Genomic DNA, 24,880 nt, shown 5'->3' with positions numbered 1-24,880 from the left:
TCAGGCACCGGCCAGGAGTTCATCGATGGCCTCATTGGCCAGCTTATCGGCCCGCTCGTTCCCGGGGTGGCCGCTATGCCCCTTGACCCAGTGCCACACGATGCGATGACGATGGGTCTCTTCATAAAGCTCCCGCCATAGCTCGGCGTTCTTCACCGACTTGCGGGAGGCCGTCCGCCAGTCACGCTGGAGCCAGCCATGGATCCATTCGGTAATGCCCCGACGCAGGTATTCCGAGTCGGTCCATAGCGCCACGCGACAGGGCCGCTTGAGCTCACGAAGGGACATGAGGGCCGCCATCAGCTCCATGCGATTGTTGGTGGTCCTGGCCTCATGGCCCTTGAGCGGCTTCTGATGGCGACCGCTGACCAGCAGCGCCCCCCAGCCACCCGGTCCCGGATTGCCCCGGCAAGCCCCATCGGTGTAGATGGTCACCTCGGGCAGGTCGCCGACCTCACGCTCCTCGGTCACGCTTCGATCTTCCTTTTCGGTTGCGGCGAGACCCGTGTGGCCCCCCCGAGCGTCGCCGGTCCCAGCGACCTGGCGAACTCGAGCCGGGTGCGCGGGGGCGGAGCCAGTCGGGAACGACGCCGGGCATGGAGCATGTAACTATCGCCCAGCGGCAGGTTGTGCCGCCGTCCCAGGGTTTCCAGGGCGGCGTTACGCACCCCGCGGCCGGGAAGACGAAAGCCACAGTAGTCTACCCGCTCGATCTCGAAGTCGACAAACGCCAGCCAGTCGCCCAACCGGCCCGGCGAGCGCCAGTGTCCTCGCCACGGCAGCTGGTGGCGGCGCCAGTGCCAAGCCCGCGACAGTCCGCCGACACCAAACGGCATCCAGCCAAAAATCACCAGGGCGCCGTCATCGGCGGTGACCCGGGCGGCCTCCTGCAACAGATGATGCGGATCCGGAGCCACCTCCAGCAGGTGGTGGACCACTACCAGGCTCAGGCTGTCATCGGGCAGCGGCAGTACATCGGGAAGACACACCAGCGTCTCGGGCTGCTCGGCAAGCTCCCGAGTGGGGGACCAGCGCAGGGCGTGATGGACCGGGCACATGTCTGCCAGGCGCGGCCCGAGGCCCAGTTCCAGACTATGATGGCCAAAGAGTCGTTCACAGACCGGGCCCAGACAGGCCCGTTCCGCCGACCAGACGGCCTGACCACCCGGCGTTGCCCAGTAGCGTCGACCGTCGCGGACCAGCCGCGCCAGGTTCTCGGGTTCCGGAGCATTTGACATGATGCACGTATTTCTCCACAGTCAGCGATTTTGTGAGCCATTCCGATTCACGTCGCACCTGCCCCATCGCAGGCGCAACCAGGACGCCGAGCCCATGTTGAGCGTGACACCGATTCCCGCCTTTAGCGACAACTATATCTGGCTGCTGCGCCAGGACACGAGCCATGATGTCTGCGTGGTCGATCCCGGCGATGCCGCCCCGGTGATCGAGCTGCTCGAGCGGGAAGGACTCACCCTGGGCACCGTGCTGATCACCCATCACCACGCGGATCACGTCGGCGGCCTGCCGGAACTGATCCAGCGCTACGCCCCTCGGGTGATCGGTCCCGACACCCCCTCGATCGAGGGGATCGACGAGCGGGTCGGCGACGGCGACGAAGTACGGGTGATGGGACGCCTCCTCGAGGTGATCGGCGTGCCGGGCCACACCCTGGATCACATCGCCTATTTCACCGCCGGCATTCCGCCTTTGCTGTTCAGTGGCGACGTGATCTTCAGCGCCGGCTGCGGCCGCCTGTTCGAAGGCACGCCGGCACAGATGCATGCCTCCCTCGAGCGGCTTGCAGCGCTGCCCGACGATACCCTCATTTTCGCCGCCCATGAATATACCCTGGCCAATCTGCGCTTCGCGCGTGAGGCGGACCCGGGCAACACCGACATCGAGGCGGCCGAGGCGGAGTGCCGTCGCGCCCGACAGCTCGACCGTCCCACCCTGCCCAGCACCTTGGGCCGCGAGCGCCGCATTAACCCCTTCCTGCGCTGCGACTCGGCCGGGGTTCGCCAGGCCGCCGCCCAGCATGGCGATACCGATTCACGGCTCGCCACCTTTACCACCCTACGAGCATGGAAAGACTCGTTCTGACCCCGACCCGATGGACGTTCCATCGCTTGCCCGGATGGCAAGCCCGGTAACGACCATAGGAGAGCAAAGCACCATGACCTACCACACCAGCCGTAGACGACTACTCGGTTTCGCCAGCTCGCTGGCCTTGACGGGTGCTCTGATGACGTCCGGCTCCCTTAGCCAGGCCTCAACGCTCCCGACAACCCAGCAGGACGGCATCGAGACTCCCTCGTCCGACGGCCTTGGCGTGGCGCCAGGTCAACACTTCTGGGACGCCCTGGCCCTGAAGCCGCAGACCGCCTGGTCGCGTCTTCGCGAGGCCTTCCAGTGGCAGGCCCAGTGGCAGGCCGACCATCGTCACCCGCGGGTGCAGGCCTGGATCGACCACTACCGGGCGAGCCCCCACAACATCGTCGAGATCACCGAGCGGGCGCGCCCCTGGCTGGCCTGGATCACCGAGCAGATCGAGACCCGCGACCTGCCCGGCGAGATCGCCCTGCTGCCCTTCATCGAAAGCTCCTTCGATCCCCGCGCCCGCAGCCACATGGGCGCGACCGGCCTGTGGCAGATCATGCCGCGCACCGGCGAGGCGCTGGGCCTGCAGCGCAGTGGCGCCTGGGATGGCCGCCTCGACGTGGTCAGCTCAACCCGGGCGGCCCTCGACTACATCGAACTGCAGGCCGACCAGTGGTATGAGGGCGATATCGAGCTCTCCCTGGCCGCCTACAATGCCGGGGCCGGCACCGTCAACCGGGCCCGGCGCATCGCCCTCTCCCGCGGCCGGCCGGGGCATTACTGGGACCTCGACCTGCCCGCCGAGACCATGGATTATGTACCGAAGCTGCTGGCGATCTCGGCCATCATCGCCGACCCGATTCGCTATGGCGTGAGCCTGCCCGAGATCGATGAGGCTCCCGCCTTCGCCCAGATCCCGGTGACTCGCGCCCTGACCCTGAGCGAGGCGGCCCGCCTGGCCGGCGTGCCCCAAGGCCAACTGGCCGAGCTCAACCCCGGCCTGTTGGCCAGCCGTGCCACCCCGCGTCAGGTGCGCCGCCTGCTGGTGCCGGCCGAGCGTGCCGAACGCCTGCTCGCGGCACTGGAGACCCGACAGTCCCCGGCCGGCGATGGCAATCCGTCCATTCACGTGGTCCAACGCGGTGACACCCTCTCCGCCATCGCCTCACGCCACGCCGTCGCCATGGTCGACCTGGCGCGCTGGAACGACATCCAGCGCCTCGATACTTTACAACCGGGCCAGCAGCTGACACTTTCCGGTAGGTAACGAGAGGGGCCGCCTGACGCCCCGCCCCGAGAAGGAACTCTGCGATGCGACATGCCGCGACTGCCCCGCTTCTGCTGGCAGGCCTGATGGCCTGCCTGCCCGTCCAGGCCGCCGACCCGGCCGACGTGCCCACCGTGCACGGCCTGGCCCTGTATGACGAGCCGGCCCTGCCGGCCGACTTTCCCCACTTTCCCCATGCCAACCCCGAGGCCCCGGCGGGGGGCACCCTGACGCGGGCCGCCATCGGCAGTTTCGACTCCACCAACCCCTTCATCATCCGCGGCACCCCGGCCACCGACCTGACCGTCATCTACGACACCCTGCTCGCCGCCAACCCCGACGAGCCCTTCTCGCTGTATGGTCTGCTGGCCAGCGGGATTCGCCTCGACCCCGAGCGCCAGTGGATCGAGTTCGACCTGCACCCCGAGGCGCGTTTCCACGACGGCGAGCCGGTGGATGCCGCCGACGTGGTGTTCAGCTTCGAGACCCTCGTCGAACAGGGACAGCCCTTCTACGCCGCCTACTACGCCGACGTGGTGGATGTCAGGGCCGTGGACGCGGATACCGTGCACTTCGACCTGGCCGAGAGCGAGTCCCGTGAGCTGCCGCTGATCATCGGCCAGTTGCCGGTGCTCCCGGCCCACTACTGGGAAGGGCGCGACTTCGAGGCCACCATCCTCGATCCATTGCTCGGTTCCGGCCCCTACCGCATCGCCCAGGTGGAGCCGGGGCGGCGTATCGTCTATGCTCGTGTCGACGACTACTGGGGGCGTGACCTGCCGGTGAATCGGGGACGCCACAACATCGCGCGGCTGGTCCACGACTACTACCGCGACCAGACCGTGGCCCTGGAGGCCTTCAAGGCCGGCAACCTGGACCTGCGCATCGAGACCAGCGCCCGCAACTGGGCCACCGCCTACGATTTCCCGGCGGCCGAGAACGGCTTCGTCGAGCGGCTGATGGTCCCCGACGGCCAGCCCGCCGGGATGCAGGCCTACGTGATGAACCTGCGCCGAGAAACCTTCCAGGACGTACGCGTCCGCGAGGCGCTGAACCTGGCCTTCGATTTCGAGTGGCTCAACCGCAACCTCTTCTACGGCGCCTACCAGCGCACTCGCAGCTATTTCGAGAACTCGGCCATGGCCGCCAAGGGCCTGCCCAGCGAGGCCGAACTGGCCCTGCTCGAGCCCTACCGCGACCAGTTGCCCGAGCGGGTCTTCGAAAAGCCGCTGCCCATGGAACAGCCGGACGCAATGCGTCCTCGTCTGGCCAAGGCCCTCGAGCTGCTCAGTGAGGCCGGCTACGTGGTTCGGGACGGCGTGATGGTCGATGCCGAGACCGGCGAGCCGCTGCGCCTCGAGGTGCTGCTCTTCGACACCCAGTTCGAGCGGGTCGTCCAGCCGCTGCTGCGCAACCTGGCCAAGCTCGGTATCCAGGGCGACATCCGCATCGTCGACGTCAACCAGTACCTCAACCGGCTGCGCCGCTTCGACTTCGATATCATCGTCGGCAGCTTCCCCCAGTCGGCCAACCCCGGCAACGAGCAGCGCGACTTCTGGACCAGCGAGTACGCCGACGTACCCCAGAGCCGCAACCTGATCGGCCTGGCCGACCCGGTCATCGATGAACTGGTCGACACGTTGATCGCCGCCGATTCCCGGGAGGCCCTGGACACCGCCGCCCGCGCCCTGGACCGGGTGTTGCGCTGGGGCTTCTACGTGATTCCCCAGTGGCACCTGGGCCAGACCCGCATCGCGCTGTGGGACAAGTTCGGCTGGCAAGAGCCCTTCCCGATCTACAATCTGGATCTCGACGCCTGGTGGATCGACCCCGACCGCGCCGCCATGATCGAGGCCCGCCAGCGCAGCCGCTGATCCGAGCGTCCCGGCAAGGCCGAGGCCTTGCCGGGACGCTCCACGCCGACCAACCCACAAGGACATGCCCGTGGCCGCCTATGTGCTTCGCCGCCTGCTGCTGATGATCCCCACCCTGCTGGGGATCATGCTGCTCAACTTCGTGATCGTCCAGGCCGCCCCCGGCGGCCCCATCGACCAGGTGCTGGCGCGCTTCCAAGGGCTCTCCAGCCAGGCCAGCACCCGCATGGAGGGCGGCGGTGGCGATATCGCCAGCGGCGAGTCGCGAGGAGCCCGTGGCGTGGCCCCGGAACTGATCGAGAAGCTCGAGGCCCAGTTCGGCTTCGACGAGCCGCCCCACGCGCGCTTCCTCGGCATGCTCGCCGACTACGCCACCTTCGACTTCGGTGAGAGCTTCTTCCGTGACGAACGAGTCACCACGCTGATGCTCGAGCGCCTGCCGGTGTCGATTTCCCTGGGGCTCTGGACCACCCTGGTGGTCTACCTGGTGTCGATCCCCCTGGGCATCCGCAAGGCGCTGCACCATGGGTCGCGTTTCGATGTCTGGACCTCGGGGCTGGTGATCGTGGGTTACGCCATCCCCGGCTTCCTGTTCGCCATCCTGCTGATCGTGCTGTTCGCCGGGGGCAGCTACTGGGACCTCTTCCCGTTGCGCGGCCTGACCTCCCCCGACTTCGACGAGCTCTCGGCCTGGGGCAAGGTCACCGACTACTTGTGGCACATCACCCTGCCGGTGATCGCCGCGGCGATCGGCAGCTTCGCCACCCTGACCATGCTGACCAAGAACAGCTTCCTCGACGAGATCCACAAGCAGTACGTGCTCACCGCCCGCGCCAAGGGCGCCAGCGACCGCCATGTGCTCTACGGCCATGTGTTCCGCAACGCCATGCTGATCATCATCGCCGGCCTGCCTTCGGCGCTGGTGGGCATCTTCTTCACCGGGGCGCTCTTGATCGAGGTGATCTTCTCCCTCAACGGCCTGGGCCTTTTGGGCTTCGAGGCGGTGATGCAGCGCGACTACCCGGTGATCTTCGGCACCCTCTACCTCTACACCCTGATCGGGCTGATCCTGAAGCTGGTTTCGGATCTGACCTATGTGTGGGTCGACCCGCGCATCGACTTCGAGACACGGGAGTCCTGAGTCATGAGCCTGTTACGCCCGCGCCTGTCCCCCATCACCCGTCGCCGGCTCGACGTCTTTCGCCATAACCGGCGGGCCCGCCTCTCGCTCTGGGTCTTCCTGGCGCTGTTCCTGGTCAGCCTGATGGCCGAGCTGGTCGTCAACGACCGGCCGCTGGTCATGCAGTACCAGGGCCAGTGGTACGTGCCGCTGCTGGTGGACTACCCGGATACCGAGTTCGGCGGCTTCCTGCCCACCCCGGCCGATTACCGCGACCCCTTCATACAGGACGAAATCGAGGCCAACGGCTGGCTGCTGTGGCCGCCGATCCCCTTTAGCTACGACACCCTGGACATGGCCCTCCCCCATCCGGCCCCGTCGCCGCCCTCCTCACGCCACTGGCTGGGCACCGACGACCAGGGGCGCGATGTGCTGGCCCGGGTGATCTATGGCTTTCGCCTCTCGGTGATCTTCGCCCTGGTGCTCACCGCAGGCTCACTGGTCCTCGGGGTGCTGGCCGGCGGTGTGCAGGGCTACTTCGGTGGCAAGGTGGACCTGATCGGTCAGCGCCTCACCGAGATCTGGTCGGGGCTACCAGTGCTCTTCCTGCTGATCATCCTGGCCAGCTTCGTCGAGCCCAACCTCTGGTGGCTGCTCGGCATCATGCTGCTGTTCTCCTGGCTGGGCCTGGTCGATGTGGTGCGGGCCGAGTTCCTGCGGGCCCGCAACCTCGAGTACGTGCGCGCCGCCAAGGCCATGGGCCTACCCTCGCGACTGATCATGTGGCGCCATGTGCTGCCCAATGCCATGGTCGCGACCCTGACCTTCATCCCCTTCCTGTTCACCGGGGCCATCACCACCCTGACGGCGCTGGACTTCCTGGGCTTCGGCCTGCCGCCGGGATCGCCGTCCCTGGGCGAGCTGGTCGCCCAAGGCAAGAACAACCTGCAGGCTCCCTGGCTCGGCATCACCGCCTTCGTCAGCCTGTCGCTGATGCTCTCGTTGCTGGTGTTCATCGGCGAGGGCCTGCGTGATGCCTTCGACCCCCGCCACATCCAGCACGCCGCAACGCCTGCCAAGGTCAGCGACCGTCAGGCCACCGACAGGACCGATTCCCATGCCGTCTGAACCGCTTTTTCGCCTCGAAGATCTGACCATCGCCTTCGACGCCAGCCCCGTGGTCGAGGCCCTCTCGCTCACGGTCAGCCGGGGCGAGACCCTGGCGCTGGTCGGCGAGTCCGGTTCCGGCAAGTCGGTCTCGGCACTGGGTGCCATGAACCTGCTACCAGCCAATGCGGCGGTCAGCGGCCGGCGACAGCTGGGCGATACCGACCTGGCGTCGCTCTCTGCACGGGGGTGGCGGGGCTTGCGCGGCGGTCGGGTGGGCTTCGTGTTCCAAGAGCCCATGACCTCGCTCAACCCGCTGCACCCGGTCGGCAAGCAGATCGGCGAGACCCTGCGGCTGCACCAGGGGCTCGATGGCAAGGCCGCCCGTCACCGCACCCGGGCCCTGCTCGATCAGGTGAAGCTGCCCCGCGCCGAGGAACTGCTCGACGTCTGGCCGCACCAGCTCTCCGGTGGACAGCGCCAGCGGGTGATGATCGCCATGGCCATCGCCAACGGCCCGCAACTGCTGATCGCCGACGAGCCCACCACCGCGCTTGACGTGACGGTGCAGCAAGAGATCCTGGCGTTGCTCGCCGAGTTGCGTGACGAGCAGGGCATGGGCATGCTGTTCATCACCCACGACCTCAACCTGGTGCGCCGCCATGCCGACCGGGTCTGCGTGATGCATCGCGGGCGGGAACAGGAGACCGGCAGCGTCGAGACCGTCTTCCGTACGCCGGCCAGCCCCTACACCCGCCAGTTGCTGGAGGCCGAACCGACCGGCCGTCCCGTGCCCCTCACGGAGAGCACACCGCTGCTGCGCGCGACGGGCCTCGGGGTCCGCTTCCAGCGCCCCAAGCGCCTGTTCAGCCGCCGTCCGCCGGCCTTCGAGGCGGTCAAGCCACTGGACCTCGAGGTCGCTGGCGGCGAGACCCTGGGCATCGTCGGCGAGTCGGGCTCCGGCAAGACCACCCTGGCGCTGGCCCTGCTGCGGCTCACCGAGAGCCGCGGCGAGATCGCCTTCGGCGATGAGCGCCTGGACCGGCTGACCGGCAACGCCCTGCGCCGTCAGCGACGCCGCCTGCAGGTAGTCTTCCAGGACCCCTACGGCTCCCTCTCGCCACGTCTGCCCGTGTCCGACATCGTCAGCGAAGGGCTTCGCTTCCACCATCCCGAGCTCTCGGCCGACGACGTGGCGCGCAAGGTACGGGACACGCTGCGCGAGGTGGGCCTGCCCAAGGACTGTGGTGCCCGTTATCCCCACGAATTCTCCGGCGGTCAGCGCCAGCGCATCGCCGTGGCCCGGGCAATCATCCTCGAACCTCGCCTGGTGGTGCTCGACGAGCCCACCTCGGCGCTGGATCGCACCGTGCAGAAACAGCTCGTGGCCCTGTTGCGCGACCTGCAGGCACGCCACGGGCTAAGCTATCTGTTCATCAGCCATGATCTGGCCGTGATACGCGCCATGGCGCACCGGGTCATGGTCCTCAAGGACGGCGAGGTGGTCGAGCAGGGTGACTGTCGCCAGGTCCTGGAGGCCCCCGCCACCGATTATACCCGCGCCTTAGTAGAGGCGGCCGGCCTCTCTCCGGTCATCGACGCATCCTGATTCCCTTTGCGATGTGGCATGCCACGATGGGGTATCCATGTGATAACGGTATAAATATCGGAACGGCTCGGCCGCCGCTACGGCCTGTACCGCTCGGACTCGCGGCGGGCCATACCTCAGAAGCGCGCCACCTCCGCCGCGGACAGCTCGCGCCACTCCCCCGGTGCCAGCGCCTCGTCGAGGATCAGCGGACCGATCGCCTCGCGGTGCAGGGCCTCTACGTGGTGACCGATGGCGGCGAACATGCGCTTCACCTGATGATACCGGCCCTCGTGAAGCGTCAGCTCGGCAACCTGGGGAGAGCGCATGGTCAGCTCGGCGGGCCGCGTCGGCTTCTCCTCCCCCTCAAGAAACATCCCCTCGGCGAAACGCTCGACGGCCCGGGCCAGGGCCTCGCCCTCCAGGGGCTCGGCCAGCTGGATCCGGTAGACCTTGCCACAGCGTCGACGGGGGGCGGTGACTCGGTGGGCCCATTGGCCGTCGTCGGTCAGCAGCAGAAGGCCGGTCGTGTCGACGTCGAGGCGCCCCACCGGCTGCAGGCGCTCGGCCTTCGGCAGGTCGACCAGTTCCCGAATCAGGGGATAGAGGCCGCGTCGTGCGCTGCATTCCACGCCCGGCGGCTTGTGGAGCATCACATAACGCAGGCCGACCAGCGCGAGGCGCTCGCCCTGCCAGGTCACCACGCGCCGCCCATCGACCCGGGTGGCGGGATTCTTGACGATCTCGCCATCCACGCGCACCTCCTCACGATGCAGGGCCTTCTTCGCCCGGCTGCGGGTCAGGTCGGTGGTCTCGGCCAGGAAGCGGTCAAGACGCATCAGAACCCCACCCCGTCGGCGAGGCGGAAGTGGTCGGCATCGCGCCAGGCAGGAAACTTCTCGCGAAAGGCCTGGAGCTCATCGAGCGACAGCGCCCCCGTGCGGACGAAGGGAAGGTCACGTGGCTCGTCGATCAGTGCCTCGCCTTTGGCGTCGACCAGCATGGAGTCACCGGCATAGGTCATTCCCCTGGCATCCTCGCCGACCCGGTTGACGCCGATCACCGGGCAGAGGTTCTCGATGGCCCGGGCCTGCAGCAGCACCCGCCAGGGATGGCGCCGTGGCGCCGGCCAATTGGCCACGCAGAGCAGGGCATCGTACTCGAAATGCTCCTCCGGGCCCGGCTGCTGGCGCAGCCAGACCGGGAAGCGCAGGTCGTAGCAGACGCTGAGCAGGATGCGAAAGCCATTGAGCTCGACGATCACTCGCTCGTGGCCCATGGAATAGCGCTCGTGCTCGCCGGCCATGCGGAACAGGTGGCGCTTGTCGTAGTGCACCAGGCTGCCGTCGGGACGCGCCCAGACCAGGCGGTTGAAGTAATCGCCCTCCTCGGCGATGGAGATGCTACCGGTGATCACGCAGCCGCGACGAGACGCCTGATCCTGCAGCCAGGCCACGGTGGGGCTCTCGGCCATGGGCTCGGCCATCTCCCGGGAGTTCATGGTGAAGCTGGTAGAAAACATCTCCGGCAACACGATCAGGTCGGTCTCCTCGGCATTCAGGTCGCCCAGGGTCTCCTCGAGCATCCGGCAATTCGCCGCCGGGTCCTCCCAGCGCAGGTCGCTCTGGACCAGGGTGGTTCTCAGTTCACTCATCAAAGACGTCCTCCTCGGCATTGACCCATGGCTTACAGCCTAACCGACACGCCACGCGCTGACAGCCTCGCCGCGGCAACCGGGTGGCGACTATGGTAATTTAGGCGGCTTTTACAGGGACACACCTCACCATGACCCGCACCTCCGACATCACCCCCGAGGCCGGCCAGGGCGTCGCCTTCGGCCTGACCGCCTATCTCATGTGGGGCTGTTTCCCGCTGTTCTTCGCCCTGTTCCAGGACGTGCCCGCCTACGAGATCCTGATCCATCGGGTGATCTGGTCCTGCGTCTTTTTGATCGGACTGGTCACCCTGCTCAGGCGCTGGGCACCGGTCAGCCTGGCGCTGAAGGCGCCCCGACGGCTCGGCCGGGTGCTGGGCTGTGCCGTGCTGATCGCCATCAACTGGGGGCTCTACATCTACGCGGTGGAGACGCGCCATGTGCTCCAGGCGAGCCTGGGCTATTTCATGACGCCGCTGGTCAATGTGGCCCTGGGCATGATCGTGCTACGCGAACGCATGATGCGCCTCCAGGGCCTGGCGGTGGTGCTGGCCGTGCTGGCCATCATCATCCAACTCCTGCTGCTCGGCGAATTGCCCTGGATCAGCCTGGTGCTGGCCTTCTCCTTCGGCGTCTACGGCTTGTTGCGCAAGCAGGTACCGCTGGATGGCCTCTCCGGGCTCTTCGTCGAGACCCTGCTGCTGATGCCGCTGGGCCTGCTGGCGCTGGCCTGGCTTTCCCAGGCCGGACTGTCGCATTTCGGGGAGGCACCGCGCACCACCGCCCTGCTGGTGGCCAGCGGCGTGATCACGGCCCTGCCGCTGCTGGCCTTTGCCGGGGCGGCTCGGCGCCTGCGCCTGGCGACGCTGGGCTTTCTGATGTACCTCAATCCCTCGATCCAGTTTTTGATCGCGCTGCTGGTCTTTCGCGAGCCGCTTTCGCCCGTGCAGCTGACGACCTTCCTGCTGATCTGGGCGGGGCTTGCCCTCTACTCCTGGTCAGCCTGGCAGGGACGCCACCCGGTAGCCGCGGCGCGTTGAGCCGCGGGGGCGCTGCCCCGGGGGCAACGTTTACCTCAGGCCTGGCTGACCGCCAGCGCCTGATCCAGGTCGGCGACGATATCATCGGCATGCTCGATGCCGATGGAGAGCCGCACCATGTCCGGCGTCACGCCGGCGGCCTTGAGCTCGCGGTCGTTGAGCTGGCGATGGGTGGTGGTGGCCGGGATCGACGCACAGGTCTTGGCATCGCCGATGTTGACCAGCCGCAGGATCAGTCCCAGGGCGTCGTAGAAGCGCACGCCGGCCTCTCGACCGCCGTGGATGCCGAAGCTGAGGATCCCCGAGGCACGCCCCCCCATGTAGCGCTGGGCCAAGGCGTGGTCCTTGTGGCCAGGCAAGCCCGCGTACTGCACCCAGGTCACCGCGGGATGACCTTCCAGGTACTCCGCCACTCGCTGGGCGTTGGTGCAGATGCGCTCGATGCGCAGCGCCAGGGTCTCGAGGCCCTGTAGCAGGTTCCAGGCCGCCTGGGCGGAGAGTGCCGCGCCCATGTTGCGCAGCGGCACCACCCGGGCGCGACCGATGAAGGCCGCCGCGCCGAGATCCCGAGTGTAATTGACACCATGGTAAGAGGGGTCTGGCTCGTTGAGCAGCGCGAAGCGCTCGGGGTGGTCGGCCCAGGGGAAGCGGCCGGAATCGATGATCACGCCCCCCACGGTGGTCCCATGGCCGCCGATGTACTTGGTGGCCGAGTGGATGACGATGTCGGCGCCATGCTCGATGGGCCGCCACAGGAAGGGGGTGGGCACGGTGTTATCGACGATCACCGGCACGCCGTGGCGATGGGCGGCCTGTGCCAGGGCCGCCAGGTCCACCACGCTGCCCGAGGGGTTGCCGACGCTCTCGCAGAACACCGCTTTGGTGCGCGCATCGATCAGGGCTTCGATACCACTAATATCGGCCTTGTCGGCGAAGCGCACGTCGATACCCTGGCGCGGCAGGGTATGGGCAAAGAGGTTGTAGGTACCGCCGTAGAGTTCACTGATGGAGACGATGTTGTCCCCTGCCTCGGCGATGGTCTGGAGCGCATAGGTGATGGCGGCCATGCCCGACGCGACCGCCAGGCCGGCGATACCACCTTCCAAGGCCGCTACGCGCTGCTCGAGCACCGCGCAGGTGGGATTCATGATCCGCGAGTAGATGTTGCCCTCGACCTTGAGATCGAACAGATCCGCGGCGTGCTGGGCGCTATCGAAGGCGAAGGAGGTGGTCTGGTGGATAGGGACCGCCACGGCATGCTGGTCATCGGGGAGATAGCCGTGATGGAGGGCGAGGGTCTCGGGTTTCATGGCGGGTCCTTGCGCGTATCGTGAATGTCGGCGGTGTTACCCGATGCTAACCAAGCCTGAAACCCGCGACCAATATCGTTTAGTCTGGTAGGAACCCTGAGGGACCCCTCCCACCGACCTGGCGACACGGATGCTCAAGCGCTATCTGCCGGTTCTCAGCTGGCTGCCCCACTACACGCGCCGCCTCGCCGGCGCCGACCTGCTGGCCGGGGTGATCGTCACCGTGATGGTGATCCCCCAGTCGCTAGCCTATGCCATCCTTGCCGGGTTACCGGCGGTGGTCGGCCTCTACGCCAGCATCCTGCCCGCCATCGCCTACGCCCTGCTGGGCACCAGCCGGACCCTCGCCGTGGGCCCGGTGGCGATCATTGCCCTGATGACCGGGGCGGCGCTCAGCCCCCTGGCCCCACCCGGCAGCCCCGAGTACCTGCAGGCGGCTCTGGTGCTCTCGCTGCTCTCGGGGCTGATGCTCACCGCCATGGGGCTGGCGCGGCTGGGGTTCTTCGCCAACTTTCTCAGCCACCCGGTGATCGCCGGCTTCCTCTCCGCCTCGGGGGTGCTGATCGCCATTAGCCAACTCGGCCACCTGCTGGGTATTCAGGCTGGGGGCTACACGGCGGTGGCCCTGCTGGCCGACCTGCTCACTCACCTCGGTAGCCTGCACGGGCCGACCCTGGTCCTCGGCCTGAGCACGCTGGGCTTTCTCGTCGGGGTACGTCGCTACGGCCGGGATCTGCTGACCCGGACCGGCCTCCCCCGCGGCCTGGCCGCGCTGCTTACCCGGGCCGGCCCGGTGCTGGCGGTCATCGCCACCACCCTGCTCAGCTGGCTTCTCGACCTGGAAGCGCACGGGGTCGCGGTGGTCGGTGCGGTCCCCACCGGCCTGCCCCCCCTGACCTGGCCGGAGTTCGACCTGCCGCTGTGGCAAGCCCTGCTGGTACCGGCCCTGTTGATCAGCATCGTGGGGTTCGTGGAATCCATCTCCATGGCCCAGATGCTGGCTGCCAAGCGTCGCGAGCGCATCTCGCCCAACCAGGAACTGATCGGTCTGGGCGGCGCCAATCTGGCGGCGGGCCTCTCTGCCGGCATGCCGGTCACCGGGGGCCTGTCACGCACCGTGATCAACTTCGAGTCGGGGGCACGCACCCCCATGGCCGGCCTCTTCGCCGCCGTGGGGATCGCGCTGGCCACCCTGGCCCTGACCCCGCTGCTGCGCTACCTGCCGGTGGCCACCCTGGCCGCCACCATCACGGTGGCCATCCTGACCCTGGTGGACATCCCCATGATCCGTCAGACCTGGCGCTACTCACGCAGCGACTTCTCGGCCATGGCAGTGACCATGGCCCTGACCTTGCTGGAGGGCGTCGAGGCCGGCATCGTCAGCGGCGTGCTGCTCTCTATCATGCTCTTCCTCTACCGCACCAGCCGCCCCCACAGCACCCTGGTGGGACGCATTCCCGGCACCGAGCACTTCCGCAGCATCCAACGCCACGAGACCGAAACGGTCAGCCACGTGGCGCTGCTGCGCATCGATGAGAGCCTCTACTTCGCCAACGCCCGCTATCTGGAGGACACCCTCTATGGCCTGGTGGCGACGCGCCCGGAGCTGGAACACGTGGTGCTGATCTGCTCGGCGGTCAACCTGATCGATGCCTCGGCCCTGGAAAGCCTGGACGCCATCAATGCCCGCCTCAAAGATTCCCGGGTAACGCTGCACCTGGCAGAGGTGAAAGGACCGGTCATGGACCGCCTGAAGCTCTGCGACTTCCTCGACGACCTCACCGGCCGTGTCTTTCTCAGCACCTACGCGGCCTGGACGGAACTTCGGCACCCCAGCGAGTAATGGCGACAATCGCCGCAGCCTGGCACGCAGGAATTACTGCCATTCCCGTTGAGTTTCGATGTTATGCCAGGGACACTATCATTTCTGACGATGACGATATTTGGGCAGGATGGTACAGGAACCTCAGGATGCAGCAGCCCCATGGATAGCACCTCCAAGCAGAACCTCGGCATCAGCGCCTACACCTGGCTCAAGCACGACATCATCCGCGGCCGCTTCCAGCCCGGCGAGAAGCTACTGATGAGCCGCCTCAAGGAACGCTATGGACTCGGCATCGGGCCGATGCGCGAGGCGCTTTCCCAGCTGGTGGCGGAACGGCTGGTCGTGGCCATCAGCCAGCGCGGCTATCGCGTCGCCTCCATGTCACTGGAGGAGCTGGAGGATCTCTACGACGCCCGCGCCCAGCTCGAAGGCCTGGTGCTGGAGCTGGCGATCCAGCGTGGCGACGATGCCTGGGAGGCCGACATCCTGGCCAAGGTGCATACCCTGGCCAAGGTCATGGAGGTCAACAGCCCCGATGAGCTGCTCGATGTCTGGGATGCCCGGCACAAGGCCTTCCATACCGCCATCGCCGCGGGCTGCAACTCGCCGCACCTGATGCAGGTGCGAGAAAGCCTGTTCGACCAGGTAGAACGCTACCGGCACCTGTGGTTGCGCGAGACCGTCTTCTCCGAGGAGGCCCTCGCGCGCAAGCGCCGTGAGCATGCCGCCCTGGTGGAGGTGATTCTGGCCCGTGATGCCCCGCGGGCCAGGGAGATGATGCGTCACCACCTGATGACCCCGGTGCCCATCATCACCGAGGTCATGAAGCGCCGGGGCCTGGCGTGACGTACCGGCTTTCCTTGCGCCCCATCACCGGTCATCATGATGTCATCCGCGAACCCGACACTGACAGTGATGTCCATCGATTATCGGCGACACGCCAAGGAGACCTCCCATGCCCCACCTGCTGCGATTTTCCCGAGAACTGGAAGCCCGCCTCGAGCGCCTCAGCCAGCAGACCGGCCTGGCCAAGACCGACCTGATCGAGCGCATGGTCGCGGACAGTGTGACCGACCTGGAGCACCAGCTACTGATCGAGGGCGCCGACCGCCCCCGTGCCGAGCGCTCCATCGACCAGCTGCTTCGCGAGAGCGGCCTGGGCGCCTGATTGACATCCTCCTCTCCCTCAACGTCTCAGGACGTTGCCGCCTGACGGCGGGAAGGAAGAGGATTCCTACGGCGCTCAGGCGCAGCCTACGGCTCCCCCTGAGTCGCTTCGGTGGGTTCCTGCTGCTGGCGGCCTTGCTGCACCGCTCACTTCACAGGCGAGCCGGGCATGTCCTGCCCTTAATACATTGATCGCGCCGACATGATCGGCGTTGGCCTCGAATCCGCACTCGACACAGGCAAAGCGTGCCTGACTGCGCCGGTTCTCCGCGCCCACATGCCCACAGTCGGGACAGGTGCGACTGGTGTTATGCGGTGGCACCACCACCAGATGCGCGCCTCTCCAGGCGAGCTTGGGAAGTTAGAGGCGACGGTTCCCCTGGTCGAGCTTGATCTGTTTGGGATCGGGATAGCGGAAGCTGTCGCGCTGGCCTTTCTTCTTGAAGCGAGGAAAATCCGCCCGCTTGGCGAAGAAGTTGGCGTAGGCGCGTTCCAGATCCTTCAGTGACTGCTGGAGAGGATGGATCGGGCCGTCCTTGAGCCACGGCGTCTCGGCGCTGTTGCGCCAGCTGGTGAGTTCCTTGCACAAGGCGGCATAGCCGAGCTTCTTGTCGCCTGCCTCATGCCGCGCCTTTTGCAACGCCAGTCCTCGGTTGAACACGAACCTCACCATGCCGGCGAACTGGCGCATCTTGCGCACCTGCTCGCCGTTCGGCATCAGCTCGTATTTGAAGGCTTGGAGACGTTGCATAGTGGCCCTATAGCTGTCTTTATATCCAGTATTATAGGGCGTCTTCGGCGCCCGCGCTACCTGGGCGGCCCCATCCTTCCCCGCACTATAAAGTACGGGGCATGTCGCGCACTTTGGTCAGGCCGAGGCGAAGCCTCGCCGAAAGCGCCGGTAGTCGGCCAAGGCCCGCTCCAGGGTGATGGCCCGAAGCCGCACCGTCTGGCCCGGAACGCACTGGGCCAGCCGCGAGCAGGCCAGCGGGGTGAGGGCGCCAAGCCGGGGATAGCCACCGATGGTCTGGCGGTCATTGACCAGCACGATCGGCTGACCGTCCGGCGGTACCTGCACCGCGCCGAGCCCGAGCCCCTCGGAGATCAGGGTCTCCAGGCGGCAGTGCAACCGCGGCCCCGTGAGGCGAATCCCCATGCGATCGGCCCGGTCATCCACCCGCCATTCGTGGTTGAACGCCCGGTAGAGGCTCGGTCCGGTGAAGTCGCCGACCTGGGCCCCGGGAATGAGCCCCAGCCACGGGACCGACGTGTAATCCGGCCGGACCGACTCGGGGGCCTCGGCTCCCTCCCGAGCTCGTGCCGCCGGATCGACCCTCAGGCGATCCCCCTCGTCCAAGCTATGCCCTTGACCGTCATGGCCACCTAGCCCTTCGCGAACCACGCAGGCCGTGCTGCCGAGTACCGGCTCGGCCTGGAAGCCACCGGCCACCGCCAGATAAGTGCGAAGCCCACTGGTCGGCTGAGCGAAACGCAGCACCTGTCCTGCCCGCACCCACAGGCCACGCCATAACGGCAGAGGCGCCTCGTCCAGGGTCGCCCCCAGGTCGCCCCCACAGACCGCCAGCGTCAGGTCGCGCTCCGCCTCGAGCGCGAGCCCCCCGAGGGTCACCTCCAGGGCCGTCGTGCCCCAGGCATTCTCGACCAGTTGGTTGGCCCAGGCCCAGGCATGCAGGTCCATCGGCCCGCCCTGCGTCACTCCCAGACGGCGCACCCCGAAGCGCCCGGCGTCCTGCAGCAGGGCCAAGGGACCGGCACGCCGCACCCTCAATCCCGGCACGGCACCGCTCATCGTCTCTCCTCCATGGCTCGGAGATCACCGCCCAGACGCTCGAACTCATCGCGCCCCACCGCCGTGAAGCGCACCCGATCGCCGACTTTGAGCAGGCTGAAGCCTTCGCGATCCCGGTCGAAGAGCACCGCGGCGGTGCGGCCGATCAGGTTCCAGCCCCCCGGCGATGCGACGGGATAAGCCGCCGTCTGGCGACCGGCGATCCCCACGCTGCCGGCGGGCACCCGCTGGCGAGGCGTTTCCAGGCGGGGGAACGCAAGGCGCTCATCGACACGGCCCATGAAGGCAAATCCTGGGACAAACCCCAGAGCGAAGACGCGGTAGGTGGCTTGGCAGTGGCACTCGATGACCTGCTCTTTCGTCATCTCGCTGCGCTCGGCCAGTCGAGCGAGCTCGGGCCCGACCGTGGTGTCGTACCAGGTGGGCAACTCTTGGAGAGGAGCCTGCGTGTCCTCCTCCTCGGGCACCAGCGTCGCCAGGGTGGCCACCAGTCGCTGTCGGGCCTCGCTCGGCGTGATCTTCAGGGGGTCGAAGATGACCAGCAGGGTGGTATAGGACGGCACCAGATCCACCAGGGCCTCACCGAGGGCCACCTCGCAGTCGCGGACCAGGGCAGTAAGCCAGGGCAGGTTGGCCTCGTCGATCTCGGCGAACAGGCGCACCAGCCAGCCGTCCAGACCGGCAGACTCGAGCCGCGGCAGTCCGGGATGTGTCATGCCTGCGATTCCTCGCCGTGCAGGGCCGCGCGAATGGCCTTGATGGCGGCGATGGACTCGGCATTGTCCCCATGGACGCAGAGGGTATCGGCCTCAAGAACCAGCTCGCTACCATCACGGGCGATCAGCGGCTCGCCCCGGGCGATACGACGGGCCTGATCGACGATCACCTCGGGGTCATGGTGCACGCTCCCGGTCTCGCGGCGCGACACCAGCCGGCCTTCGCCATCGTAGGCGCGGTCGGCGAAGGCCTCGAACCACAGGGTCACCCCGTGCCGCTCCGCCAGTGCCTGAGCCTCGGAGGGATCGCGGGTAGCCATGACCATCAGCGGCAGGTCGGGGTCATAGGCGGCCAGCGCCCGCATCACCGCGGCGAGGATCTCGGGGTCACGCATCATGTCATTGTAGAGCGCCCCATGAGGCTTGAGGTAGCCCACCGATAGCCCTTCGGCCCGACAGATACCCGCCAGGGCGCCGACCTGGTAGAGCACCAGGTTCTCGACCTCCTCCGGCGCGCAGGCCATGGAGCGACGGCCGAATCCCACCATGTCGGGATAGGCCGGGTGGGCCCCTACCGTGACGCCGTGCTTGCGCGCCAGGCGCACCGTCATGCGGATCACGTCCGGGTCGGACGCATGAAAGCCACAGGCCACGTTGGCCAGGTCCACATGGGGCATGACCTCGTGGTCCAGGCCCATCACCCAGGGCCCGAAGCTTTCCCCCATGTCGGCGTTGAGGAGCAGGGTCTTCATGGCCACCTCGTATCAGGACTCATTCTCGTTGAATACGCCGTGTCTTATCTTCACAGCCTCACGGTTTGGCCGCAACAACGTTGGCGACCGCCTGTCTGGCGACCTGACCGTTGCCGCCATCACCCGCTATGCTCAAGCCAGCTCGAGCCGTTAGCGGCCCGACACTATAGCCCCCACGAGAGGAGCCGCTCATGATTGTCCGCACCGTCCTCCCCCGACTGGCCACGGCCACTGCCCTGTGTATCAGCCTAGCCAGCCTGGGCGCTGTCGCCCAGGCCGCCACCGAGTGGGACATGCCCACGCCCTATGGCGATCGCACCTTCCACACCGTCAATATCCGCGAGTTCGCCGATGACGTTCGTGAGGCCACTGACGGCGAGCTGGACATCACGGTGCACTCCAATGGCTCGCTGATCGGCCATCCCGAGATCAAGAACTCGGTACGCCGCGGCATCGTCCCCATCGGCGAGCTGATCATGTCCCGGCTAGCCAACGAGAATGCTATCTTCGAGGTGGATTCCGTGCCCTATCTGGCGTCGAGCTACGAGGACGCCCGCACCCTTTGGGAGGCCTCCCGGGAGATCATCACCGAGGAGCTGGCCGAGCAGGATCTACGCCTGCTGTTTGCCGTGCCCTGGCCACCCCAGGGGATCTACACCCAGCAGGAGATCGATACGCCCGAGGACCTGCAGAACCTGAGCATGCGCGCCTACAACGCCGCCAGCGAACGCCTGGCCCAGCTGGTCGGCGCCGTGCCCACCCAGGTCGAGGTCCCGGACATCCCCACCGCCTTCAGTACCGGGCGGGTGGATGCCATGATCACCTCACCGGCCACCGGCGCCGATACCAAGGCCTGGGACTACCTGAGCCATTTCAATCACGCCCAGCTGTGGTTGCCCAAGAACATGGTGATCGTCAGCGAGCGCGCCTTCTCGCGTCTCGACGAGACTACCCAGCAGGCCGTGCTGGATACCGCCGCCACCGCCGAGGAGCGCGGCTGGGAGATGAGCCGCCAGGAGACCGAAGAGGCACTCAAGGTACTTGAGGAGAACGGCATCATGGTGACCACCCCGACGCCGGCACTCGCCACTAAGCTCGAGGAGGTCGGCGCCACCATGACCGAGGAGTGGGCCGAACGCGCCGGCGAGCAGGGTGAGGCCATCCTCGAGGCCTACCGGACCGCCAAGGAGTAACGGGGACACGGCCGTCCAGGCACTGGCGGCCCTCGCCAGCCCCCTCACCAACCTGCCAGGGCCCTCGCCCGGCAGCCTGCGGGTAAGCGACATGACCTATCGACTCAGGCCCTTGTACAACCTCGGCGGTTACCTGTCCGCCACCTGCCTGGTGCTGATCTGTACCCTGATCACCGCCCAGATCCTCGGGCGGATCATCGATGTCCTGGCCACGAGCGTAGGCGGCGAGCGTATCGGCCTGGCGATTCCCGGGCTCGCCGAGATCGCCGGGTTCCTGCTGGTGGGCGCCACCTTCCTGGGCCTGGCCTATACCTTCATCCACGGGGCGCACATCCGCGTGACGCTGCTGATCGGACGGCTGCCGGCCCGATATCGCGTCTTCGTCGAGGTAGCCTGCCTGAGCGTGGCCCTGGCGCTGTGCCTCTACCTGGCCTTCTACCTCTACCGCCTGCTGGCCGACAGCATCGCCTTCGGCGAGACCTCCTACGGCCTGCTCAGCATCCCTTTGTGGCTGCCGCAGTCGGCCATGCTGGCCGGTATCGGCCTGTTCTGCCTGGCTCTGGGCGAGGCCTGGTGGCAGACCCTGGTGGCGGCACGGCACCACCCGGCGAGCTTCACCATCGACGACCACCCCAAGGGGTGAGCGAGGCGTCCGCATGCTGCTACTGACGACGACACTCTTCGTGACACTGCTGGTGTTGCTCGGCAGCGGCGTCTGGGTGGCCTTCTCCCTGCTCGGCCTGGGCTGGGTGGCGCTCAGCCAATTCACCACCATCCCCACCGGGGACGTGATGGCCTCCGACATCTGGGGGGCCAGCTACAGCTGGGAGCTTACCGCCCTGCCGATGTTCATCTGGATGGGGGAAATCCTCTTTCGGTCGCGGCTGGCCGACGACATGTTCACCGGCCTCTCCCCCTGGATGCAGCGCATCCCGGGCCGACTGCTACACACCAACGTGGTGGGCTGTGGGCTCTTCGCCGCGGTATCGGGCTCCTCGGCCGCCACCTGCGCGACCATGGGCAAGATGACCATCCCCGAGCTGACCCGACGCGGCTATGATGAACAATTAGTCATCGGCACCCTGGCCGGCTCGGCTACCCTGGGCCTGTTGATCCCCCCCTCGATCATCCTGATCGTCTACGGGGTGGCCACCGACCAGTCCATCGCCCGACTGTTCATCGCCGGCATCTTTCCCGGCCTGATGCTGATCAGCCTGTTCGCCGGCTACCTGATGCTCTGGGCCTGGCGCTATCCCGACAAGGTCCCCGCCGCCGACGCCCGGGTCGGCTGGGGAGAACGCCTGCGCCGCTCGCGGCGGCTGATCCCCATGCTGGGCCTGATCATCGGCGTGATCGGCTCGATCTACGCCGGCCTGGCCTCGCCCACCGAGGCCGCCGCCGTGGGCGTGGTGCTCTCGCTGCTGCTGGCCCGGGTCCAGGGCAGCATGGACCGAATCGTGTTCCGCGATGCCCTGCTCGGGGCGGTGCGCACCTCCTGCATGATCGCCTTCATCCTCGCCGGAGCCTCTTTCCTGACCGCCGCCATGGGTTTCACCGGCCTGCCCAGCGACCTGGCCGCCTGGATCGGCACCCTGGGGCTCTCACCGGTGATGCTGCTGGCGGCCCTCACGGTGCTATTCATTTTGCTAGGTTGCTTCCTGGATGGCATCTCGGTGGTGGTGCTGACCACCTCGATCCTGCTGCCCATGGTGGAGGCGGCAGGCATCGACCTGATCTGGTTCGGCATTTACCTGGTGATCGTGGTGGAGATGTCGCAGATCACCCCACCGATTGGCTTCAACCTCTTCGTCCTCCAGGGCATGACCGGCCGCAACATCCTGAGCATCGCCTGGGCGGCGATGCCCTTCTTCTTCCTGATGATGCTCGGCGTGGTGCTGATCGGCCTCTTCCCCGAGATCGTCACCTACCTGCCCACCGCCATGGGGAACCGATAAGGGGATCTTTCGTGATCCCGATAGGCACCATCGTCCACCCCCATCCTCAACAGGCCATCACCTATCCTCGCCGGCACGGCCTGACCACGGCAAGGCTGTCAAATGCTTGATAGTAACAAAATGTGTACTAATGTTTCCTATGAAGCCCACTGCTCTGCCGCTGCAAGCGAGCGTCAGCGAAAAGGGGGGTCTTGAGCCCTTCATGGCCGAACAGGAGCGTGTCCCATGAACAAGCAACCGGCAATCCACTCGCCTCGTAGCCCGTCAGGTGTCTCCCACCTGTCGACGGCACACAGGATGGCTGCCACACGTCGTGACCAGGATGATGGCCCCATGACGGTCGAACAAGCCGCGAATGCGCGACGCGCCGTCGAGTACCTGGCCAGACGCAATGGCCTCAAGGCACCGCTGTTACAAATCTGGAAAGTTCGAAGCTGAACCATCGCAGGGAGACCGACAGGGTGCATTTCCCTATGTGGCGCCAGCCGTGGACGAGGCTCGTCGGCCAGGCCATGAGGCTCGATCACGACGCCAGCACGTCCCGCGCATCGATCATCGTCAGGCGACCCGTATGGAATGCCCCGGTGTCGATGTAATGCACGTTCCCCAGCGTGGTGGGCGTCTCGAGGATGGTATGTCCCACGACCACCGCATCGATGTTGGCCACCGGCGTGCAGTCCCCGCTGTGAATACGGGTCCTACCCCACACCAGCGCCTGCTCGATCGCGTGGTCAGCAGTCTCGAGCAGGCGCCAGTCGCGCGGAGGCTCGGCGTGCACCATGCCGATGCGCTTGCCGGCCACCGTGACTTCTCGGGCATAGGGCAGGTGCCGTAACGCCTTCTCGAGGCTGACTCTCACCTCGTGCACGTCGTGGCGAGCTACCCAGCCTCCGCCATTCACCTGCCATAATTCCCAAGCGCCTCGGGTGCCCTGCGCAAGGGCGTCATGGGCCAGCACTTCATGGTTGCCCCGCACCCCATGGAACCATGGCTCGAAGGTTAGCGACAGACATCTGAAGCTCTCGGCGCCGCGGTCGATCAGGTCACCGACGGAGAACAGACGATCGCGTGACGGGTCGAAGTCAACCTCATGCATGGCCTGTTCGAGCAGGTGATATTGCCCATGAAGGTCGCCGACGAAGAAATCGCGGCCTTGATGGTTCTCGCCGTGCTTCTCGATCCACGTCATGGCGTTACCTCGCCTTACTCTCGCAGCACGACACGACGCCGCGCTGCACCTTATCGAATGCCTGGCCCCAGCGCCCCATCCCGGCGCTCAACGGCTTGCCGTCACCCATACCATGTGGTCCGCGGTGAGCTCACGTTCCCCCTGCCAGCGATAGGCACACAACTTGCCGGTGACGCCCGCCCGGGAGGGACCGGCGGCGATACTATAGTCGAGGCAGGCGATATACTGGTTGAGCGGTGCTGGGGTCCCGGTCAGCCAGTAGTGGCCCACAAACAACGGCTTGTCACCATCGTAGCCCGGCAGCACATCGTCCGGAATCGGCTCGTGGGGGATCTCCTCGATAGCTTCTTCCGGCACCATGGCCAGATCACGGTAGGTGATCTTGTCCAGTTCCCACCAGCGCGTCCGGATTCGCTGGCGAGCATGGCCATCCTTGTCGAGGAACTCGTATCCGGTCGGCAACGGGACCTCCAGGCCCTTGAGGATGACGTCGAGGGCGTCACCGGCCTCGCTGCCACTGCGCGCCAGGGCCGGCCAGGCCTCGGCTCGGATGCATCGTGAACGCTCCAAGTAGGGGTCCAGGACATCCAGCGAGGGACGATGCCAGCAGGCATGGATGACGCGCAGCCCCTCGAGGTCGATATAGAGCGGTAGGGTTCTGAACCAGTCGATGTGCTCATGGTGCAGCGCACTGCCCTCCCCCACCTGCTCCAGGTAGGCCCGGTGCTGGCTAAGATTCCGTGCCGAGTGACGACGCAGCGGCTCACCGGGACGGTCAGGATCCTCGGTTGCCCAGGCCACGGCATTGAACTCGTGGTTGCCCATCACCGCCATCGCCTGCCCCGCCTCGACCATGGCCTGGACCAGGCGTACGACCGCGACCTGGTCGGGACCGCGATCGACGAAGTCACCGAGAAAGATCACCCGTCGCTCGGGGTGGGACCACACGCCATCGGCTTCCCGATAGTCGAGGCGATGGAGCAGGCGCTCGAGCGCGACGGCGTGGCCGTGAATATCACCGATCAGATCATACATAAATGGGATCACCTGCCAAACTGGCTCCTGCTGCTGCCTCCCAGGCACCGAATCGCTTCCCCCGGCCCCCTTGTCGCCGGCGGGGCGGCACCCTGCGCGCCAATGCCAAGGTAGAGTTAGCAGCGAAAGACTATAATAATGCAAATAGGTCCGACAGGGGCCGACAAGCCAGGAGTGAGCC

25 protein-coding genes and 1 pseudogene are annotated in these 24,880 nt (G+C 66.6%); 14 read left to right on the top strand and 12 right to left on the bottom strand.

Features of this window, described 5'->3' with window-relative positions:
* On the bottom strand, nt 1–471 hold the full coding sequence (gene rnhA / locus FHR94_RS01415; protein ID WP_343064620.1) for a ribonuclease HI: 471 nt from the start codon (nt 469–471) through the stop codon (nt 1–3).
* Nucleotides 468–1,238: a class I SAM-dependent methyltransferase gene (locus FHR94_RS01410; RefSeq protein WP_183323785.1), complete on the bottom strand. Its 771-nt coding sequence runs from the start codon at nt 1,236–1,238 to the stop codon at nt 468–470. The genes rnhA and FHR94_RS01410 overlap by 4 nt, the downstream gene beginning before the upstream one ends.
* A 94-nt stretch (nt 1,239–1,332) precedes the next feature.
* Between FHR94_RS01410 and gloB the strand changes: the two genes are divergently transcribed.
* The 6 genes from gloB (at nt 1,333) to FHR94_RS01380 (ending at nt 9,074) form a co-directional block, all read left to right on the top strand.
* The gene (gene gloB / locus FHR94_RS01405; RefSeq protein ID WP_183323783.1) at nt 1,333–2,100 is read left to right on the top strand and encodes a hydroxyacylglutathione hydrolase; all 768 of its coding nucleotides are present in this window, start codon (nt 1,333–1,335) and stop codon (nt 2,098–2,100) included.
* A gap of 73 nt (nt 2,101–2,173) precedes the next feature.
* Nucleotides 2,174–3,364 (top strand): transglycosylase SLT domain-containing protein, encoded by a 1,191-nt coding sequence (locus tag FHR94_RS01400; RefSeq protein WP_183323781.1) that lies wholly within the window; start codon nt 2,174–2,176, stop codon nt 3,362–3,364.
* Nucleotides 3,365–3,408: 44 nt separating this feature from the next.
* Nucleotides 3,409–5,238, top strand: coding sequence for an extracellular solute-binding protein (locus FHR94_RS01395; protein ID WP_183323778.1), 1,830 nt, complete (start codon nt 3,409–3,411; stop codon nt 5,236–5,238).
* A 70-nt stretch (nt 5,239–5,308) separates the two neighbouring features.
* A complete protein-coding gene (locus FHR94_RS01390) occupies nt 5,309–6,379 on the top strand; it encodes a microcin C ABC transporter permease YejB (RefSeq protein WP_183323776.1) in 1,071 nt (356 codons plus the stop codon).
* 3 nt (nt 6,380–6,382) lie between these two features.
* Nucleotides 6,383–7,486, top strand: a complete 1,104-nt coding sequence (locus tag FHR94_RS01385; RefSeq protein ID WP_183323774.1) for an ABC transporter permease — start codon at nt 6,383–6,385, stop codon at nt 7,484–7,486.
* Complete coding sequence (locus FHR94_RS01380; protein WP_183323772.1) at nt 7,476–9,074, top strand: ABC transporter ATP-binding protein; 1,599 nt, start codon at nt 7,476–7,478, stop codon at nt 9,072–9,074. Before FHR94_RS01385 ends, FHR94_RS01380 begins: the two co-directional genes overlap by 11 nt.
* Nucleotides 9,075–9,190: 116 nt before the next feature.
* On the opposite strand, the gene FHR94_RS01375 is transcribed toward FHR94_RS01380, so the two are convergent.
* Together FHR94_RS01375 and FHR94_RS01370 are read right to left on the bottom strand one after the other, a co-directional pair.
* Entirely contained in the window at nt 9,191–9,892 is a 702-nt protein-coding gene (locus tag FHR94_RS01375; protein ID WP_183323770.1) for a pseudouridine synthase, read from the bottom strand.
* Nucleotides 9,892–10,707, bottom strand: a complete 816-nt coding sequence (locus FHR94_RS01370; RefSeq protein WP_183323768.1) for an amidohydrolase — start codon at nt 10,705–10,707, stop codon at nt 9,892–9,894. The genes FHR94_RS01375 and FHR94_RS01370 overlap by 1 nt, the downstream gene beginning before the upstream one ends.
* 131 nt (nt 10,708–10,838) lie before the next feature.
* On the opposite strand from FHR94_RS01370, the gene rarD reads away from it, so the two are divergent.
* Entirely contained in the window at nt 10,839–11,747 is a 909-nt protein-coding gene (rarD, locus tag FHR94_RS01365; protein ID WP_183323766.1) for an EamA family transporter RarD, read from the top strand.
* 35 nt (nt 11,748–11,782) lie between these two features.
* On the opposite strand, the gene FHR94_RS01360 is transcribed toward rarD, so the two are convergent.
* Nucleotides 11,783–13,057, bottom strand: a complete 1,275-nt coding sequence (locus tag FHR94_RS01360) for an O-acetylhomoserine aminocarboxypropyltransferase/cysteine synthase family protein (RefSeq protein ID WP_183323764.1) — start codon at nt 13,055–13,057, stop codon at nt 11,783–11,785.
* Nucleotides 13,058–13,187: 130 nt separating this feature from the next.
* On the opposite strand from FHR94_RS01360, the gene FHR94_RS01355 reads away from it, so the two are divergent.
* From FHR94_RS01355 to FHR94_RS01345, 3 genes are all read left to right on the top strand, one after another.
* Nucleotides 13,188–14,900: a SulP family inorganic anion transporter gene (locus FHR94_RS01355; RefSeq protein WP_183323762.1), complete on the top strand. Its 1,713-nt coding sequence runs from the start codon at nt 13,188–13,190 to the stop codon at nt 14,898–14,900.
* 141 nt (nt 14,901–15,041) lie between these two features.
* The gene (gene csiR, locus FHR94_RS01350; protein ID WP_183323760.1) at nt 15,042–15,728 is read left to right on the top strand and encodes a DNA-binding transcriptional regulator CsiR; all 687 of its coding nucleotides are present in this window, start codon (nt 15,042–15,044) and stop codon (nt 15,726–15,728) included.
* A gap of 109 nt (nt 15,729–15,837) precedes the next feature.
* A complete protein-coding gene (locus FHR94_RS01345) occupies nt 15,838–16,050 on the top strand; it encodes a hypothetical protein (protein WP_183323758.1) in 213 nt (70 codons plus the stop codon).
* A gap of 75 nt (nt 16,051–16,125) precedes the next feature.
* Here FHR94_RS01345 and FHR94_RS20020 read toward each other — a convergent pair.
* From FHR94_RS20020 to FHR94_RS01325, 5 genes and pseudogenes are all read right to left on the bottom strand, one after another.
* Nucleotides 16,126–16,392: pseudogene (locus tag FHR94_RS20020) on the bottom strand (zinc ribbon domain-containing protein); the annotation flags it as partial.
* A gap of 18 nt (nt 16,393–16,410) precedes the next feature.
* On the bottom strand, nt 16,411–16,800 hold the full coding sequence (locus FHR94_RS19435) for an RNA-guided endonuclease InsQ/TnpB family protein (protein WP_221188311.1): 390 nt from the start codon (nt 16,798–16,800) through the stop codon (nt 16,411–16,413).
* 117 nt (nt 16,801–16,917) lie between these two features.
* Complete coding sequence (locus FHR94_RS01335) at nt 16,918–17,859, bottom strand: 5-oxoprolinase subunit C family protein (protein ID WP_183323756.1); 942 nt, start codon at nt 17,857–17,859, stop codon at nt 16,918–16,920.
* Nucleotides 17,856–18,575: a 5-oxoprolinase subunit PxpB gene (pxpB, locus tag FHR94_RS01330; protein WP_183323754.1), complete on the bottom strand. Its 720-nt coding sequence runs from the start codon at nt 18,573–18,575 to the stop codon at nt 17,856–17,858. The genes FHR94_RS01335 and pxpB overlap by 4 nt, the downstream gene beginning before the upstream one ends.
* Entirely contained in the window at nt 18,572–19,327 is a 756-nt protein-coding gene (locus tag FHR94_RS01325; protein ID WP_183323752.1) for a 5-oxoprolinase subunit PxpA, read from the bottom strand. Before FHR94_RS01325 ends, pxpB begins: the two co-directional genes overlap by 4 nt.
* A 191-nt stretch (nt 19,328–19,518) precedes the next feature.
* Between FHR94_RS01325 and FHR94_RS01320 the strand changes: the two genes are divergently transcribed.
* The 4 genes from FHR94_RS01320 to FHR94_RS01305 all read left to right on the top strand — a co-directional run bounded on the left by FHR94_RS01320 (nt 19,519) and on the right by FHR94_RS01305 (nt 22,913).
* A complete protein-coding gene (locus tag FHR94_RS01320; RefSeq protein ID WP_183323750.1) occupies nt 19,519–20,520 on the top strand; it encodes a TRAP transporter substrate-binding protein in 1,002 nt (333 codons plus the stop codon).
* 91 nt (nt 20,521–20,611) lie between these two features.
* Entirely contained in the window at nt 20,612–21,163 is a 552-nt protein-coding gene (locus FHR94_RS01315; protein ID WP_183323748.1) for a TRAP transporter small permease, read from the top strand.
* A gap of 13 nt (nt 21,164–21,176) precedes the next feature.
* Nucleotides 21,177–22,475, top strand: coding sequence for a TRAP transporter large permease (locus tag FHR94_RS01310; protein ID WP_183323746.1), 1,299 nt, complete (start codon nt 21,177–21,179; stop codon nt 22,473–22,475).
* Nucleotides 22,476–22,700: 225 nt separating this feature from the next.
* Nucleotides 22,701–22,913, top strand: a complete 213-nt coding sequence (locus FHR94_RS01305; RefSeq protein WP_183323744.1) for a hypothetical protein — start codon at nt 22,701–22,703, stop codon at nt 22,911–22,913.
* Nucleotides 22,914–22,998: 85 nt separating this feature from the next.
* Here the strand turns inward: FHR94_RS01305 and FHR94_RS01300 are convergent, their stop codons facing one another.
* Complete coding sequence (locus tag FHR94_RS01300; RefSeq protein ID WP_183323742.1) at nt 22,999–23,664, bottom strand: metallophosphoesterase; 666 nt, start codon at nt 23,662–23,664, stop codon at nt 22,999–23,001.
* Nucleotides 23,665–23,751: 87 nt separating this feature from the next.
* Nucleotides 23,752–24,699 carry a metallophosphoesterase gene (locus FHR94_RS01295; RefSeq protein ID WP_183323740.1) on the bottom strand — a complete coding sequence of 316 codons (948 nt, stop codon included), beginning with the start codon at nt 24,697–24,699 and terminating at the stop codon, nt 23,752–23,754.
* Nucleotides 24,700–24,880: the final 181 nt, after the last annotated feature.

This window comes from Halomonas cerina, assembly GCF_014192215.1.
GTDB classification, from domain to species: domain Bacteria; phylum Pseudomonadota; class Gammaproteobacteria; order Pseudomonadales; family Halomonadaceae; genus Halomonas; species Halomonas cerina.
The sequence above is the reverse complement of the archived record's forward strand: the minus strand, read 5'-3'. Positions and strand labels throughout refer to the sequence as shown.

Coding starts and splice junctions, on each gene's coding strand:
- FHR94_RS01410 (WP_183323785.1), bottom strand. CDS start 1,238: ATGTCAAATGCTCCGGAACCCGAGAACCTGGCGCGGCTGGTCCGCGAC.
- gloB (WP_183323783.1), top strand. CDS start 1,333: ATGTTGAGCGTGACACCGATTCCCGCCTTTAGCGACAACTATATCTGG.
- FHR94_RS01400 (WP_183323781.1), top strand. CDS start 2,174: ATGACCTACCACACCAGCCGTAGACGACTACTCGGTTTCGCCAGCTCG.
- FHR94_RS01395 (WP_183323778.1), top strand. CDS start 3,409: ATGCGACATGCCGCGACTGCCCCGCTTCTGCTGGCAGGCCTGATGGCC.
- FHR94_RS01385 (WP_183323774.1), top strand. CDS start 6,383: ATGAGCCTGTTACGCCCGCGCCTGTCCCCCATCACCCGTCGCCGGCTC.
- FHR94_RS01380 (WP_183323772.1), top strand. CDS start 7,476: ATGCCGTCTGAACCGCTTTTTCGCCTCGAAGATCTGACCATCGCCTTC.
- FHR94_RS01375 (WP_183323770.1), bottom strand. CDS start 9,892: ATGCGTCTTGACCGCTTCCTGGCCGAGACCACCGACCTGACCCGCAGC.
- FHR94_RS01370 (WP_183323768.1), bottom strand. CDS start 10,707: ATGAGTGAACTGAGAACCACCCTGGTCCAGAGCGACCTGCGCTGGGAG.
- rarD (WP_183323766.1), top strand. CDS start 10,839: ATGACCCGCACCTCCGACATCACCCCCGAGGCCGGCCAGGGCGTCGCC.
- FHR94_RS01360 (WP_183323764.1), bottom strand. CDS start 13,057: ATGAAACCCGAGACCCTCGCCCTCCATCACGGCTATCTCCCCGATGAC.
- FHR94_RS01355 (WP_183323762.1), top strand. CDS start 13,188: ATGCTCAAGCGCTATCTGCCGGTTCTCAGCTGGCTGCCCCACTACACG.
- csiR (WP_183323760.1), top strand. CDS start 15,042: ATGGATAGCACCTCCAAGCAGAACCTCGGCATCAGCGCCTACACCTGG.
- FHR94_RS01345 (WP_183323758.1), top strand. CDS start 15,838: ATGCCCCACCTGCTGCGATTTTCCCGAGAACTGGAAGCCCGCCTCGAG.
- FHR94_RS19435 (WP_221188311.1), bottom strand. CDS start 16,800: ATGCAACGTCTCCAAGCCTTCAAATACGAGCTGATGCCGAACGGCGAG.
- FHR94_RS01335 (WP_183323756.1), bottom strand. CDS start 17,859: ATGAGCGGTGCCGTGCCGGGATTGAGGGTGCGGCGTGCCGGTCCCTTG.
- pxpB (WP_183323754.1), bottom strand. CDS start 18,575: ATGACACATCCCGGACTGCCGCGGCTCGAGTCTGCCGGTCTGGACGGC.
- FHR94_RS01325 (WP_183323752.1), bottom strand. CDS start 19,327: ATGAAGACCCTGCTCCTCAACGCCGACATGGGGGAAAGCTTCGGGCCC.
- FHR94_RS01320 (WP_183323750.1), top strand. CDS start 19,519: ATGATTGTCCGCACCGTCCTCCCCCGACTGGCCACGGCCACTGCCCTG.
- FHR94_RS01315 (WP_183323748.1), top strand. CDS start 20,612: ATGACCTATCGACTCAGGCCCTTGTACAACCTCGGCGGTTACCTGTCC.
- FHR94_RS01310 (WP_183323746.1), top strand. CDS start 21,177: ATGCTGCTACTGACGACGACACTCTTCGTGACACTGCTGGTGTTGCTC.
- FHR94_RS01305 (WP_183323744.1), top strand. CDS start 22,701: ATGAACAAGCAACCGGCAATCCACTCGCCTCGTAGCCCGTCAGGTGTC.
- FHR94_RS01300 (WP_183323742.1), bottom strand. CDS start 23,664: ATGACGTGGATCGAGAAGCACGGCGAGAACCATCAAGGCCGCGATTTC.
- FHR94_RS01295 (WP_183323740.1), bottom strand. CDS start 24,699: ATGTATGATCTGATCGGTGATATTCACGGCCACGCCGTCGCGCTCGAG.